This is a genomic window from Janibacter sp. LM, from assembly GCF_039631275.1.
In the GTDB taxonomy this organism is placed as follows: domain Bacteria; phylum Actinomycetota; class Actinomycetes; order Actinomycetales; family Dermatophilaceae; genus Janibacter; species Janibacter terrae.
The window spans coordinates 129,041-142,140 of the sequence record NZ_JBDIVG010000018.1 but is presented as its reverse complement, the minus strand read 5'-3'; the positions used below and the strand labels follow the sequence as shown (position 1 = coordinate 142,140).

The following is a 13,100-nucleotide window of genomic DNA, read 5'->3' as shown; positions in this document are numbered from 1 at the left end:
TGCGACGTGGATCACCTCACGTGGGGCCAGACGCGCGGAGGGGGCGTGCGGTTGCGCTCAGTCGAGGAGATCTTGTCCGACGTACTGGCCGGGGCCGGCGCCGGGCGGGACGGCGAAGAGCGCGGAGCCGGTGAACCTCAGGTACTCCATCATCGCGTCGTGCTTGGCCATGGCGGTCTGCATGGGGACGAACTGCGTCGCGGGGTCACGCACGTAGGCGAGGAAGAACAGCCCGGCGTCGAGCGAGCCGAGGTCGGTGGACCCGTCGACGAAGTTGTAACCGCGCCGCAGCAGGCGAGCCCCGTCGTTGTGGCTCGGGTGGACGACGGCGACGTGGGAGTCCTTCGGCACGAGCGGCCCGCCGCGACCGGGCAGGGTGAAGTCGGGGTCGTCGTGCTCGGTGCCGCCGGAGAGCGGCGCCCCGCTGGCCTTGGTGCGCCCGATGATCCCCTCCTGGTCGCCGAGGCCCTGACGGTCCCACGTCTCGATCGTCATGTTGATCCGACGCACGACGAGGTAGGAGCCACCGGCGAGCCAGTCCCCGCCGTCGTCCTCGGGCTGGACCCACACGTGCTCCTGGAGGGCGGCGCCCTCGTCGGCGAGGACGTTCTTGGTCCCGTCCTTGAAGCCGAAGAGGTTGCGCGGGGTCTCCTGCCCGCTCGTCGTGCTCGACGTGCGGCCGAAGCCCAGCTGCGACCAACGGACTGCCACCGTGCCGAACCCGACGCGGGCCAGGTTGCGGATCGCGTGGACCGCGACCTGCGGGTCGTCGGCGCAGGCCTGGATGCACAGGTCGCCGTTGCTGCGCGCCGGGTCGAGGACGTCGCCGGGGAAGTGGGGCAGGGGCTCGAGCGACGCGGGTCGCCGGTCGGCCAGGCCGAAGCGGTCCGCGCCGTCCTCGTCGACGAAGAGCCCCGGCCCGAACCCGAAGGTGATGCTCAGGCGTGCGGGCGGCAGCCCGATCGCCTCGCCCGTGTCGTCCGGCGGGAGCCGGTAGTCACCCTCGACGGGCCCGACCGGTCCCGCGGGGCCACCGGCCATCATCCGCTCGGCGGCCTCGGTCCACTCCTTGAGGAGCGAGACCAGGCGTGCGCGCGAGGTCGTCGTGATGTCGAAGGCGGCGAAGTGCAGACGGTCCTGCACCGGTGTCGTGATGCCGGGCTGGTGCCTCCCCCGCAGGGCGAAGGGGGACTCGCTCGCCCCCTTCGTCGGCTCCGCGGCCGTGGCCCGGCCCGCGCCGAAGCCCCCGACGACACCCGCGGCGGCCGCGACCGCGCCGGTGCCGAGCATCGCGCGGCGGGAGGGCGGGCGGTGCTGCTGCTCCTCGCCCATCCTCAGACGACCGCCGCAGTGAGCTTGGAGAGGGGCTCGGACAGGGCGTTGACCGCGTCGGAGAGCTCCTTGACCTCGGCCGTGCTCAGGTCGGTGTAGAGGACGAAGCCGTCGCCCTCCGCGTGCTGGTCGAGCAGCTGCTGCAGCTCCTCGAAACGGCTGTCGAGCTGGGTGGCCAGCTCGGTGTCGCCGTTCGCGACGAGGACCGGGCGGACGCCGTCGTAGCCGACCCTGGCGCCGTCGACGTTGGCCTGGAAGTCCCACAGGTCGGTGTGCGACCAGGCCTCCTCCTCACCGGTGACCTTGCCCGTCGCGACCTCCTCGAGCAGTCCGCGGGAGCCGTTGGCGATCTGGTCGATGGTGAACGACATCTTCTGGATCCGCGCGTCGAGGGTCCTCGTGTTCTCCAGCAGGTCGTCGCCGTAGGTGGTCCGCTCGGCGTCCGTGAGGGGGGTGTAGCCCTTCGCCTCCTGCGGCCACAGGTCCTTCTCGATGCGGTGCCAGCCGGTCCACCGCTGGCCGGGCTCGAGGTCGGCCTCGCGGGCGTCCATCTTGGGGTCGAGGTCACCGAAGGACTCGGCGACGGTCTCGATGCGCTCCCAGTGGACCCGGGCGCGCGCGTACAGGTCGCGTGCCTCCTCGTCCTTGCCGGCCCGGTAGAGGGCGACGAACTGCTTCGTCTTCGTGAGCAGCTGGTCGGACTGGTCCTTGACGTACACGGTGTAGTTCTTCTCGGCCTGCGCGATGCTCGCCCGGTCTCCGGCCGCCACCGGACCGTCCGTGGACCTCGCGACGGTGAAGTCGGCGCGGATGCCCTCGCCGACCATCCCCGGCTTGCAGGCCGTCGTGTAGGTGCCCGCCGGCACGGTGACGACGAGGTCGCGGGAGAGATTGGGCCCGATGTTCTCCACCTCGCCGACGACGCGCAGGCCGTCCTCCCCGAGCAGGTAGAACTCGGTGGCCCTGGTCCCGGCGTTCTTGACGGTGAAGGTCAACGGTCCCTCGGGTACGTCGGCCGTGGAGACCTCGCACGCGTTGTCGGTGGAGGTCACCGAGATCGTGCGCTCGTCCCCCTTCGCGCCATCGGTGGAGGGTGGGCCGGCAGTGCACGCGGCGAGGCCGGCGGTGAGCAGGAGTGCAGCGGCGACGGGACGACGGGTCATCGGTGGGATCCTCACGAAGGGGGTGGTGGCGGGTGGGTCAGGCTGCGCGGCGCGAAGCTGGGGACGCCCCTGAGTGGCGTGGGGTACCAGGTGCTGGCGTCGATGACGTCGGAGACGTCGAAGGCGGGCGTGCTCAGCCCGCCTGCCCAGACGTGGGGGAGGAGGTGGCGGTCGGTCCTGACGAGGTGGCTGGCGAGCACGAGGAGCACTGTACTGCTGGTTTGGTGAGCCTAGCCTTACTTCTCGACGATCGTCTCGCGACGTGGGAAGGCACTCGGAGCGGGCGACGGGAATCGAACCCGCGTAGCCAGTTTGGAAGACTGGGGCTCTACCATTGAGCTACGCCCGCGCGCTCGGCCACCAGCAGGCCTGCGCCGCAAGGGTGGATGAGCAGGGGTTAGCCTAGTGCCCGCTCGCGTCCCGATCCCAATCGGCACGCGCACGGGGTATGGCGCAGGTTGGTAGCGCGTCCGCTTTGGGAGCGGAAGGTCGTCGGTTCGAATCCGGCTACCCCGACCGCGCATTCGGCGTGGGGCCGGGCACCGGATACAGTGGGTCCTCGTGTCCCGGGTCACCGGGACGGTGCGTGCGCGCCGCAGGGCCGGTCCGACCGGCCCGAGGGCCTGCGCCCAACCCCCGTCGTCGTCCAGAACGTGTGGAGTGCCTGCAGTGAAGAGTGCCGTCGAGAACCTCAGCCCGACCCGGGTCAAGCTGACCGTCGAGGTCCCGAGCGAGGAGCTCCAGCCGCACGTCGACGCGGCCCTGAAGTCGATCGGGAGCCAGATCCAGGTCCCCGGGTTCCGCGCGGGCAAGGTGCCTGCTCGCATCATCGAGCAGCGCGTCGGCAAGGGCGCCGTCCTCCAGGAGGCCGTCAACGAGGCCCTCCCCGAGTTCTTCGGCAAGGCCGTCGACGAGACCGGCGTCAGCCCGATCGGTCAGCCCGAGGTCGACATCACCCAGGTGCCGATGGCCGACGGCGAGCAGCTCGAGTTCACCGTCGAGGTCGACGTCCGGCCCGAGATCACGCTGCCCGACTACGACGGCATCGAGATCCAGGTCGACAACCTCGAGGTGACCGACGCCGACGTCGAGGCCAAGATCACCGAGCTGCGTGAGCGCTTCGGCACCCTCGTGGGCGTCGAGCGCGCCGCCGAGACCGGCGACTTCGTCTCCATCGACCTCAAGGCCGACATCGACGGCGAGGAGATCGACTCCGTCGAGGGCGTCTCCTACGAGATCGGCTCCGGCAACATGCTCGAGGGCCTCGACGACGCGCTCGTCGGCATGGCCAAGGGCGAGACCAAGGACTTCACCGCGCCCCTCGCCGGTGGCGACCAGGCCGGCCGTGAGGCCAGCTGCACCGTGACCGTCCAGTCGGTCAAGGTCCGCGAGCTGCCCGAGGTCGACGACGACTTCGCCCAGATGGCCAGCGAGTTCGACACCGCTGAGGAGCTGCGCGCGGACCTCGCCCAGCAGGCCGAGCAGGCCAAGAAGTTCGAGCAGGGCATCCAGGCCCGCGACAAGGTCCTCGACCACCTCCTCGACAACACCGAGATCCCGCTGCCCGAGGGCATCGTGGAGGCCGAGATCCACCAGCACCTCGAGCAGGAGGGTCGTCTCGAGGACGACACCCACCGCGCCGAGGTCGACGAGTCGACGCGCAAGACGCTCACGACCCAGTTCCTCCTGGACGCCCTCGCCGAGGCCGAGGAGATCGAGGTCGGCCAGCCCGAGCTCATCGAGTACCTCATCATGCAGTCTCAGCAGTACGGCATGGACCCCAACCAGTTCGCCCAGCTGCTCGACCAGCAGGGTCAGGTCGAGTCGATGGTGTCCGAGGTGGCCCGCCGCAAGGCGCTCGCCGCGGCCCTGGACAAGGCCAAGATCGTCGACGCCGACGGCAACGAGATCAACCTCGACGACATCGTCCCCGAGTCCGAGCGCGTCTCCGACGTCGAGGACCTGGCCGGTGACGAGGACGAGACCGAGGCGGCCGAGCCGGAGAGCGCCGACGAGCAGGCCTGAGCCCCAGCACCCCTGACGAAGGGGGGCCACCACCGGATCACCGGTGGTGGCCCCCCTTCGTCCGTCCCCCAGGAGCCCACCCGATGACCTCCGCCTCCGCGACGACGGCGCGCAACGCCGTGCTGGCGACCTTCGCCGTGAGCGGGTTCGCGTTCGCCTCGTGGGCAGCGCGCATCCCGACGATCCGCGGGCAGCTCGACCTCACGCCGGGCGAGCTCGGTCGCACGCTGCTCGTGGGCGCGCTCGGGTCGGTGGTCTCGCTGCCCTTCGCCGGGCGGGTCATCACCCGGGTGGGCGCCGCACGCACGGTGATGATCGGCGTGGTCACCGTGGCGGTCGGCCTGCTCGCGCTCGGTTCCGCGGTCGACGTCCTCGGGCACCTCGCCCTGACCGCTGCGGCGATCTTCGTCGTCGCCGTCGGCATCTCGTTGTGGGACGTCGCGATGAACCACGAGGGCGCCGCCGTCGAGCAGCGGCTCGGGCGCACGATGATGCCGGTCTTCCACGCCTGCTTCTCCGGTGGCACGGTGCTCGGCGCCCTCGTCGCGGCGGGGGTGATCCGCGTCGGGCTGCCCGTCGTGGGTCACCTCGCGGCCGCGGCCGCCGTCGCCCTCGTCGTCGGCCTGTGGGTGCCGCGCGGCTTCCTCGCGCGCGACCTCGAGGTCGGGGGCGGCGCGGGCGTCACCGAGCGGCCCGGCAGCGCGTGGCTCGAGCCGCGCACCCTGGTCATCGGTGTCGTCGTCCTCGTCGCGGCCCTCACCGAGGGCACCGCCAACGACTGGATCGCGCTCGCGGTGACCGAGGGGCACGACCAGCCGGAGGAGGTCGGGGTCCTCGCATTCGCGACCTTCCTCGCGGCCATGACGGCCGGCCGGCTCCTCGGCGTCCGGGTGCTCGACCGCTTCGGCCGCGTCCCGGTCCTGCGGGTGCTCTTCGGGCTCGCCGTCGTCGGTTCGCTGCTCGTCGTGCTCGGCGGCACGGTGACGGCCTTCGTCGGTGTCGTGCTGTGGGGCGTCGGCGCCAGCCTCGGCTTCCCGACGGGGATGAGCGCGGCCGCCGACGACCCCGCCCGCGCGGCCGCCCGGCTGTCCGTCGTCTCGACGATCGGCTATCTCGCCTTCATCGTCGGGCCGCCGCTGCTCGGCCTGCTCGGGGACCACGTCGGCGTGCTGCGCTCGCTGCTGCTGGTCGGCGTCCTCGCCGTGCCCGCGCTGCTCGCCGTCCCGGCCGTGCGCGAGCGGGCCCCCCGGGACGCCGGGCACGCCGACCTGAATCCGCATTACCCTAGGGCAATGCGGTTGAACGAGTGTTCAACCCGGCCCCCCGAGGAGGACGCATGACCGACGGAGCCTTCGTCTCCCCCTTCGCCGTCGAGGACCCACAGGCCCTCGCCGCGACCGAGCGCGCCCAGGGTGGTCTCGCCCGCAGCATCGCCCGGCTCGTCGACGCCTGCGTGCGCACCCGCGTCGACGACGCGACGCTCGGCACGACCGCCGAGGCGGTCGACGCACTGACCGCGCGCCTCCTCGAGGTCGCCCAGGACGGGCCGCTCGGCATCGAGACCTCGAGCGACGGTCGGCTGCGTGACCATGCCAACCCCATGGTCGGCCTGCGCAACCCGCTCGCCCCGCCGCTGCTCGTGACCGGTGACGACGAGGGCACGACGACCTGCACGTTCACCCTCGGTGCGGCCTACGAGGGGCCGCCGGGTTGCGTCCACGGGGGCATCGTCGCCGCCGTCCTCGACCAGGTCGCCGGCTCGGTGCCCGCCCGGCTGGGCAGGCCGGGTCTCACCGCCTACCTGAGCACGATCTACCGGCGCCCCACCCTCCTCGGTCACGAGCACGTCTGCCGGGCACGGGTCGATCGCGTCGACGGGTGGAAGACCTTCGTCCGCGGCGAGATCCGCGACGGCCAGGACCGGGTGACCGCCGAGGTCGAGGCGCTCTTCGTCGTGCCGCGCTGGGCCCGGGAGCACCTCGCGCCCCCGACCGGCGACGCGATCGACGTCCCCTCCACGGTCGACGCGGCGAAGGGGGACACCACGCCGTAGCGTGGTCGTCATGACTGACTCCGACGACGTCCTGCCCGACCCCGTGCCGGGCGTGGACCAGCCCGAGGCGCTCGAGGTCGAGGTGCCGGGTGCGCCCAACTTCGCGGACATCTTCTACCCCGCCCGTCCCAGGGCACTGCGGCCCAGGGCCCGGCTCCGACCGCAGGGTGCACCCTCGGCGGCGCAGGTGCGCTCGGGCGAGCCGGTCGGCTCCAACCCCGTCTACGTGGAGTGGCTGCGGGGCCAGTCGATGCTCCAGGACGCCAAGGAGATCGCCGGTCAGTTCACCGGTATCGGGGCGATGTGGCAGAACCCCTTCGCCCACCCCGACCCGCGCGCCGCGGTGCAGACGGCCTCGGTGTGGTTCACCGCCTACCCGATCTCGATGATCACTCGGCCCGGTCGGTCCTTCCTCGCCTCGCTGGCCGACCCGCGGCTGTGGGAGACCTTCCAGCGCATCGGGATCCAGGCGCTGCACACCGGGCCGGTCAAGCGGGCCGGCGGCCTGTCGGGGTGGAACCCCACGCCGAGCGTCGACGGGCACTTCGACCGCATCGGCACGCACATCGACGAGCTCTTCGGCAGCGAGGACGACTACCGGCGCATGTGCGAGGTCGCGGCCCAGCACGAGGGGACCGTCATCGACGACATCGTCCCGGGGCACACCGGGAAGGGAGCCGACTTCCGCCTGGCCGAGCTCGGCGTCGACGACTACCCCGGGATCTACCACATGGTCGCGATCCCGCAGGAGGAGTGGCACCTGCTGCCGGACGTGCCCGAGGGCCGCGACTCGGTCAACCTCGACGAGGCGGCCGAGGCGGCACTCGCCGAGGCCGGCCACATCATCGGCGAGCTGCAGCGGGTGATCTTCCACGTGCCCGGTCTGAAGGACACCAACTGGTCGGCGACCGCCCCGGTGACCGGTCCCGACGGGGTGACGCGGCGCTGGGTCTACCTGCACTACTTCAAGGAGGGGCAGCCGTCGATCAACTGGCTCGACCCCACCTTCGCCGGGATGCGGCTGGTCATCGGTGACGCCCTGCACAGCCTCGGTGACCTCGGGTCAGGGGGTCTGCGGCTGGACGCCAACGGCTTCCTGGGGGTCGAGCGCACCCTCGACGTCGGCCCGGCCTGGTCCGAGGGCCACCCGCTCTCGGAGGCCGCCAACCAGCTCATCGGGTCGATGGTGCGCAAGGTCGGCGGGTTCACCTTCCAGGAGCTCAACCTCTCGATCGAGGACATCCGCGACACCGCGGCCGGGGGTGCCGACCTGTCGTACGACTTCGTCAACCGGCCCGCGTACCACCACGCGCTCGCGACCGGGGACACCGAGTTCCTGCGCCTGACGCTGCGCCAGGCGATGGAGCTCGGCGTCGACGCGGCGGGGCTGGTCCACGCCCTGCAGAACCACGACGAGATGACCTACGAGCTGGTCCACTTCGCCAGCCGCCACCGCGAGGACGAGTTCACCTTCCGCGGGGAGGCGACGACGGGGGAGGAGCTCGCCGCGACGATCCGGCAGGAGCTCACCGACGCCCTGACCGGCGAGGCCGCGCCGTACAACCTCGTCTTCACGACCAACGGGATCGCCTCCACGACCGCATCGGTGGCGACCGCGGCCCTCGGGCTGCGCGACCTCGACGCACTCACCGAGGAGGACGTCGAGCGGGTGCGGCGCGCGCACCTGCTCCTCGCGATGTTCAACGCCCTCCAGCCCGGGGTCTTCGCCCTGTCGGGGTGGGACCTCGTCGGGGCGCTGCCCGTCCCCGCGGACGAGATCGAGCCGCTGCTGCGAAGGGGGGACACGCGCTGGATCCACCGTCCCGCCTACGACCTGCTCGACGTCGACCCCGGCGCGACCGGCTCGGCCTCCGGGATGCCGCGCGCCCGGACCCTCTACGGCTCGATCGAGGCCCAGCTGGAGGACCCGACCTCCTTCGTCAGCCGACTCAAGGACATGCTGCACCTGAGGGGCTACTTCGGTCTCGCGACGACGCGCCAGGTCGACGTCCCCGACGTCGCGCACCCGGCGATGCTGGTGATGGTCCACGACTACGAGCTCGTGCCGGGTCAGGGGCAGGTCACGGTCCTCAACTTCTCCGCGGAGCCGGTGAGCGGCACCGTCATCAGCGAGCACCTGCCGCCGGGGTCGTGCCTGATGGACATGGGCGACGGCTCGACCTTCGGCGAGGTGGACCAGCTCCACGGCTTCCACGTCGAGCTCGAGGGCCACGCCGGGCTCTCGCTGCTCGTCACCCCGCCCAAGGAGCAGTCGTGAGCGAGCGGCCCCGGGTGCGCGTCCGACCCCTCGGCGGCGCCGTGGGCTGCCTCGGCATGATCCTCTTCTCGGTGATCGCCTCGGTGGTCCTCACCGTCGTGCTCAACCTGCTCCTGCGGTGAGCGGATCGCGTTGCGCTCACGGCGAACACGTGCGGGAGCCGGGAAACATGCGCAGGGAGCGGACGTTAGGGTCAGTGAAAGTCGTGAACCACGAGAGCAACCGCCGGACGGCGGAGAAGCGAGTGAGCGTGAGCAACAGCAGCGAGATCGTCGCGGCCGGCCCGCAGGGCGGGATGGGTCTCGACGACCACATCTACCAGCGCCTCCTCAAGGAGCGCATCATCTTCCTGGGCTCGGACGTGCGTGACGACAACGCCAACGCCATCTGCGCCCAGATGCTGCTCCTCGCCGCGGAGGACCCCGGCAAGGACATCTGGCTGTACATCAACAGCCCGGGCGGGTCGATCTCCGCCGGCATGGCGATCTACGACACGATGAAGTGGATCCCCAACGACGTCGCCACCGTGGCCATGGGCCTGGCCGCCTCGATGGGCCAGTTCCTGCTCTCCGCGGGTACGCACGGCAAGCGCTACGCCACCCCGCACGCCCGGGTGATGATGCACCAGCCCTCCGGCGGCATCGGCGGCACGGCCTCGGACATCAAGATCCAGGCCGAGCAGATGCTCTTCGTCAAGACGCAGATGGCCGAGCTCATCGCCGAGCACACCGGGCAGTCCGTCGAGCAGATCCACCGGGACTCCGACCGCGACCGCTGGTTCGGTGCGGCGGAGGCCAAGGAGTACGGCTTCGTCGACCACGTCTTCGAGCGCTCCGACCAGGCCGGCCGCGGGGACGACAACCCCATCAGCGACTGAGCCCCGACCCGAGCCTTCCCAGGAGAACCCATGAACTTCGACGCACAGCTGCGCACCCACCAGCCGGGCTCGGCCCCCCTTCGCCCCGGGCCGTCCAGCCGCTACATCCTGCCCAACTTCGAGGAGCGCACCTCGTACGGCATGAAGCGGATGGACCCGTACACCAAGCTCTTCGAGGACCGCATCATCTTCCTCGGCGTGCAGGTCGACGACGCCTCCGCGGACGACATCATCGCCCAGCTGCTCGTGCTGGAGTCGCAGGAGCCCGAGCGCGACATCCTGATGTACATCAACAGCCCGGGTGGCAGCTTCACCGCCATGACGGCGATCTACGACACGATGCAGTACATCCGCCCGGACATCCAGACCTTCGTCATCGGCCAGGCGGCCTCCGCCGCAGCGGTGCTCCTCGCCGCCGGCGCCCAGGGCAAGCGCTTCGCCCTGCCCAACAGCCGCATCCTCATCCACCAGCCCGCGCTGGCCGGTGGCGAGTACGGCCAGGCCTCGGACATCGAGATCCAGGCCAACGAGGTGCTGCGGATGCGCACCTGGCTCGAGGAGACCTGGGCCAAGCACTCCGGCAAGACGGTCGAGGAGGTCCGCGAGGACATCGAGCGCGACAAGATCCTCTCGGCGCAGGAGGCCAAGGAGTACGGCCTCATCGATGAGGTGCTCACCCCGCGCAAGGCCTCGCTCGAGGACTGATCCACAGTGACGAAGGGCCCCGGACCTCCGGGGCCCTTCGTCGTGCCCGGGGGCGGATCCCGCGATGAGGTGGAACCGATGGGTGGGCGCCGACGTCGGATGAGCATGAGACGTCTGCTGACCACCCTGCTCACGGTGCTGCTGACCGTGCCGGTCCTCGTGCTCACCGCACCCGCAGCACAGGCGTGCTCGTGCGCGCAGGGCTCGCTCGAGCAGCACCTCGCCGACTCGGACCTCGTCGTCGAGGGCACCGTGACCTCGGTGCGGACCACGGGTCGGGAGCGCGCGTACACCTTCGACGTCCAGCGCTCGTGGAAGGGGCCGCGGCGCGATGTCGTGACCGTCCGCACGCGCGTGGACGGCGCGGAGTGCGGGCGCACCTACGCCGGGGGGAGGCCGCAGGTGGTCCTGGCCGTGGGCTCCGACGGCACCTGGCGGACCGACCTGTGCCGCGGCAAGGTCTTCGACGGCGGGACGCAGATCCGGGACGTGACGGCTGCACAGGTGGAGGAGGAGCTCGGTCGGGGGACCCGCTCTGGTGATGACGTCACCGAGCCGGCGGGAGACGACGCGGTCAGCGTCGGCGACCCGTCGCCGTGGCCCGGGATCGCCGTGGGTGCAGCCCTCCTCGTGCTGCTCGTCGTGGGCCGCTCCGTCCTGGGCCGACGCCGTGGGGAGCGCTGACGCCCCGTGCGACGGTTGCTGATGACGCTCCTCGCGTGCCTGCTGGCGCTGCCCGTCGCGGTGCTCACCGCGCCGGCCGCGCACGCGTGCTCGTGCGATCGTCCGGAGCGCGCGAGCGCCCTGGAGAGCGAGGTCATCGCCGAGGTCCTCGTGGAGGGCGAGGAGCGGGTCGGGCACGACCGCGTCTACGACCTGCGCGTCGTGCGCCAGTGGCACGGGTCGGGCGCCGCGTCCGTCCGGCTGACAACTGGCGCCGACGTCACGGCCTGCGGCCTGCGGCTCGTCGAGGGGGAGCGCTACCTCCTCTTCGCCCACGAGCGTGACGGCGGCGGGTGGCAGTCGAGCTGGTGCACCGCCACCTCCGGGGTCGGGGCGAAGGACGTGGTCGTGACGCGGGCCGACATCGAGGAGCGCCACGGCACCGGGACGGTGCCCGCGTCGGACCACGTCGAGAGCCACCGTGGCGGGGGGCCGGTGCCGTGGCTGCTCCTCGTAGGTCTCGCCACGGGGGTGCTCGCGCTGCTCGGTGGGTGCTGGTGGCTGCTGCGCGGGCGGAGGGGCTGAGGTGTTCCGCTGTCAGCGAAACGGGGCGACGCGCCGCGCCTGATCGTGTCCAATTGGGGGTGGAGCGACGGGCCTTTGGGTAGCGTCGTCCCCACGACCAGATCGGTCGGTGAGGTACGGAGAGGACACCTGACGTGGCACGAGTCGGAGAGAGCGGCGACCTGCTGAAGTGCTCCTTCTGCGGCAAGTCCCAGAAGCAGGTGAAGAAGCTCATCGCCGGTCCCGGCGTCTACATCTGCGACGAGTGCATCGACCTGTGCAACGAGATCATCGAGGAGGAGCTCACCGACTCCGGTGACCTCGGCCTCGACGAGCTGCCCAAGCCGCGCGAGATCTACGACTTCCTCGAGACGTACATCATCGGCCAGGACAAGGCGAAGAAGGCGCTCGCCGTCGCCGTGTACAACCACTACAAGCGGATCCAGGCCGACGACGGTGCCGCCGCCAAGCGCGACGAGGACCACGTCGACATCGCCAAGTCCAACATCCTGCTCATCGGCCCGACCGGCTGCGGCAAGACCTACCTCGCCCAGACCCTCGCGCGGATGCTCAACGTCCCCTTCGCCATCGCCGACGCGACGGCGCTGACCGAGGCCGGCTACGTCGGCGAGGACGTCGAGAACATCCTGCTCAAGCTCATCCAGGCGGCCGACTACGACACGAAGAAGGCCGAGCAGGGGATCATCTACATCGACGAGATCGACAAGGTCGCCCGCAAGTCCGAGAACCCCTCGATCACCCGTGACGTGTCCGGAGAGGGCGTGCAGCAGGCGCTGCTGAAGATCCTCGAGGGCACGACGGCCTCGGTGCCGCCGCAGGGCGGGCGCAAGCACCCGCACCAGGAGTTCATCCAGATCGACACGACCAATGTCCTCTTCATCGTCGGCGGTGCCTTCGCCGGGCTGGAGAAGATCATCGAGTCGCGCGTCGGCAAGAAGGGTCTGGGCTTCGGCTCGGAGCTGCACAAGGCGAGCGACCTCGCCGAGGCGATCACCGACGTCATGCCCGAGGACCTGATGAAGTTCGGCCTCATCCCGGAGTTCATCGGTCGCCTGCCGATCATCACGACGGTCACGCCGCTCGACCGCGAGGCCCTGGTCCAGATCCTCAGCGAGCCGAAGAACGCCCTCGTCAAGCAGTACCGCAAGATGTTCGAGATCGACGGCGTCGAGCTCCAGTTCACCGAGGACGCCCTCGAGGCCATCGCCGACTCCGCGATGGCCCGCGGCACGGGGGCCCGTGGTCTGCGCGCGATCATGGAGGAGGTCCTCCTGCCCGTCATGTTCGACACCCCGAGCGACGAGGGCATCAAGCAGATCGTCGTGAGCGCCGAGGTCGTGCGGGACAACGTCCTGCCGACGATCGTGCGCCACGAGGAGACGCCCAAGCGCAAGCACAAGCGCTCCGCCTGACGCACCT

13 protein-coding genes and 2 tRNA genes are annotated in these 13,100 nt (G+C 70.9%); 11 read left to right on the top strand and 4 right to left on the bottom strand.

The features are described from left to right. Positions 1-57: 57 nt before the first annotated feature. The 4 genes from efeB to ABC138_RS11265 form a co-directional block, all read right to left on the bottom strand. Positions 58-1,332, bottom strand: a complete 1,275-nt coding sequence (efeB, locus tag ABC138_RS11280; RefSeq protein ID WP_345913729.1) for an iron uptake transporter deferrochelatase/peroxidase subunit — start codon at positions 1,330-1,332, stop codon at positions 58-60. 2 nt (positions 1,333-1,334) lie between these two features. Further along, complete coding sequence (gene efeO, locus ABC138_RS11275; RefSeq protein WP_345913728.1) at positions 1,335-2,495, bottom strand: iron uptake system protein EfeO; 1,161 nt, start codon at positions 2,493-2,495, stop codon at positions 1,335-1,337. Positions 2,496-2,506: 11 nt separating this feature from the next. Beyond that, complete coding sequence (locus ABC138_RS11270) at positions 2,507-2,695, bottom strand: hypothetical protein (protein WP_345913727.1); 189 nt, start codon at positions 2,693-2,695, stop codon at positions 2,507-2,509. 78 nt (positions 2,696-2,773) lie between these two features. Further along, positions 2,774-2,844, bottom strand: a tRNA-Gly gene (locus ABC138_RS11265). Positions 2,845-2,937: 93 nt separating this feature from the next. Between ABC138_RS11265 and ABC138_RS11260 the strand changes: the two genes are divergently transcribed. From ABC138_RS11260 to clpX, 11 genes are all read left to right on the top strand, one after another. Beyond that, a tRNA-Pro gene (locus ABC138_RS11260) sits at positions 2,938-3,011 on the top strand. A gap of 153 nt (positions 3,012-3,164) precedes the next feature. Then, positions 3,165-4,520: a trigger factor gene (gene tig / locus ABC138_RS11255; protein WP_345913726.1), complete on the top strand. Its 1,356-nt coding sequence runs from the start codon at positions 3,165-3,167 to the stop codon at positions 4,518-4,520. Between the two features lie 83 nt (positions 4,521-4,603). Continuing rightward, on the top strand, positions 4,604-5,860 hold the full coding sequence (locus tag ABC138_RS11250; protein ID WP_345913725.1) for an MFS transporter: 1,257 nt from the start codon (positions 4,604-4,606) through the stop codon (positions 5,858-5,860). Next, positions 5,857-6,573: a PaaI family thioesterase gene (locus ABC138_RS11245; RefSeq protein WP_345913724.1), complete on the top strand. Its 717-nt coding sequence runs from the start codon at positions 5,857-5,859 to the stop codon at positions 6,571-6,573. Before ABC138_RS11250 ends, ABC138_RS11245 begins: the two co-directional genes overlap by 4 nt. 10 nt (positions 6,574-6,583) lie before the next feature. Beyond that, entirely contained in the window at positions 6,584-8,851 is a 2,268-nt protein-coding gene (gene treS / locus ABC138_RS11240; protein WP_082807450.1) for a maltose alpha-D-glucosyltransferase, read from the top strand. Beyond that, positions 8,848-8,973, top strand: a complete 126-nt coding sequence (locus tag ABC138_RS11235; RefSeq protein WP_255218237.1) for a hypothetical protein — start codon at positions 8,848-8,850, stop codon at positions 8,971-8,973. Before treS ends, ABC138_RS11235 begins: the two co-directional genes overlap by 4 nt. A 173-nt stretch (positions 8,974-9,146) precedes the next feature. Continuing rightward, the gene (locus ABC138_RS11230) at positions 9,147-9,728 is read left to right on the top strand and encodes an ATP-dependent Clp protease proteolytic subunit (protein ID WP_068323429.1); all 582 of its coding nucleotides are present in this window, start codon (positions 9,147-9,149) and stop codon (positions 9,726-9,728) included. 30 nt (positions 9,729-9,758) lie between these two features. After that, the gene (locus ABC138_RS11225) at positions 9,759-10,433 is read left to right on the top strand and encodes an ATP-dependent Clp protease proteolytic subunit (protein ID WP_068322703.1); all 675 of its coding nucleotides are present in this window, start codon (positions 9,759-9,761) and stop codon (positions 10,431-10,433) included. Between the two features lie 105 nt (positions 10,434-10,538). Beyond that, a complete protein-coding gene (locus ABC138_RS11220; RefSeq protein ID WP_169701819.1) occupies positions 10,539-11,117 on the top strand; it encodes a hypothetical protein in 579 nt (192 codons plus the stop codon). Positions 11,118-11,138: 21 nt separating this feature from the next. After that, complete coding sequence (locus ABC138_RS11215; RefSeq protein ID WP_338537847.1) at positions 11,139-11,681, top strand: hypothetical protein; 543 nt, start codon at positions 11,139-11,141, stop codon at positions 11,679-11,681. 134 nt (positions 11,682-11,815) lie between these two features. After that, on the top strand, positions 11,816-13,093 hold the full coding sequence (clpX, locus tag ABC138_RS11210) for an ATP-dependent Clp protease ATP-binding subunit ClpX (protein ID WP_068322710.1): 1,278 nt from the start codon (positions 11,816-11,818) through the stop codon (positions 13,091-13,093). The last annotated feature ends 7 nt before the right edge of the window (positions 13,094-13,100 follow it).

Bases quoted from the DNA above. Each gene is read 5' to 3' on its own strand.
- efeB (WP_345913729.1), bottom strand. From the start codon at position 1,332: ATGGGCGAGGAGCAGCAGCACCGCCCGCCCTCCCGCCGCGCGATGCTC.
- ABC138_RS11245 (WP_345913724.1), top strand. From the start codon at position 5,857: ATGACCGACGGAGCCTTCGTCTCCCCCTTCGCCGTCGAGGACCCACAG.
- ABC138_RS11220 (WP_169701819.1), top strand. From the start codon at position 10,539: ATGAGACGTCTGCTGACCACCCTGCTCACGGTGCTGCTGACCGTGCCG.
- ABC138_RS11215 (WP_338537847.1), top strand. From the start codon at position 11,139: ATGACGCTCCTCGCGTGCCTGCTGGCGCTGCCCGTCGCGGTGCTCACC.
- ABC138_RS11225 (WP_068322703.1), top strand. From the start codon at position 9,759: ATGAACTTCGACGCACAGCTGCGCACCCACCAGCCGGGCTCGGCCCCC.
- treS (WP_082807450.1), top strand. From the start codon at position 6,584: ATGACTGACTCCGACGACGTCCTGCCCGACCCCGTGCCGGGCGTGGAC.
- ABC138_RS11230 (WP_068323429.1), top strand. From the start codon at position 9,147: ATGGGTCTCGACGACCACATCTACCAGCGCCTCCTCAAGGAGCGCATC.
- ABC138_RS11250 (WP_345913725.1), top strand. From the start codon at position 4,604: ATGACCTCCGCCTCCGCGACGACGGCGCGCAACGCCGTGCTGGCGACC.
- efeO (WP_345913728.1), bottom strand. From the start codon at position 2,495: ATGACCCGTCGTCCCGTCGCCGCTGCACTCCTGCTCACCGCCGGCCTC.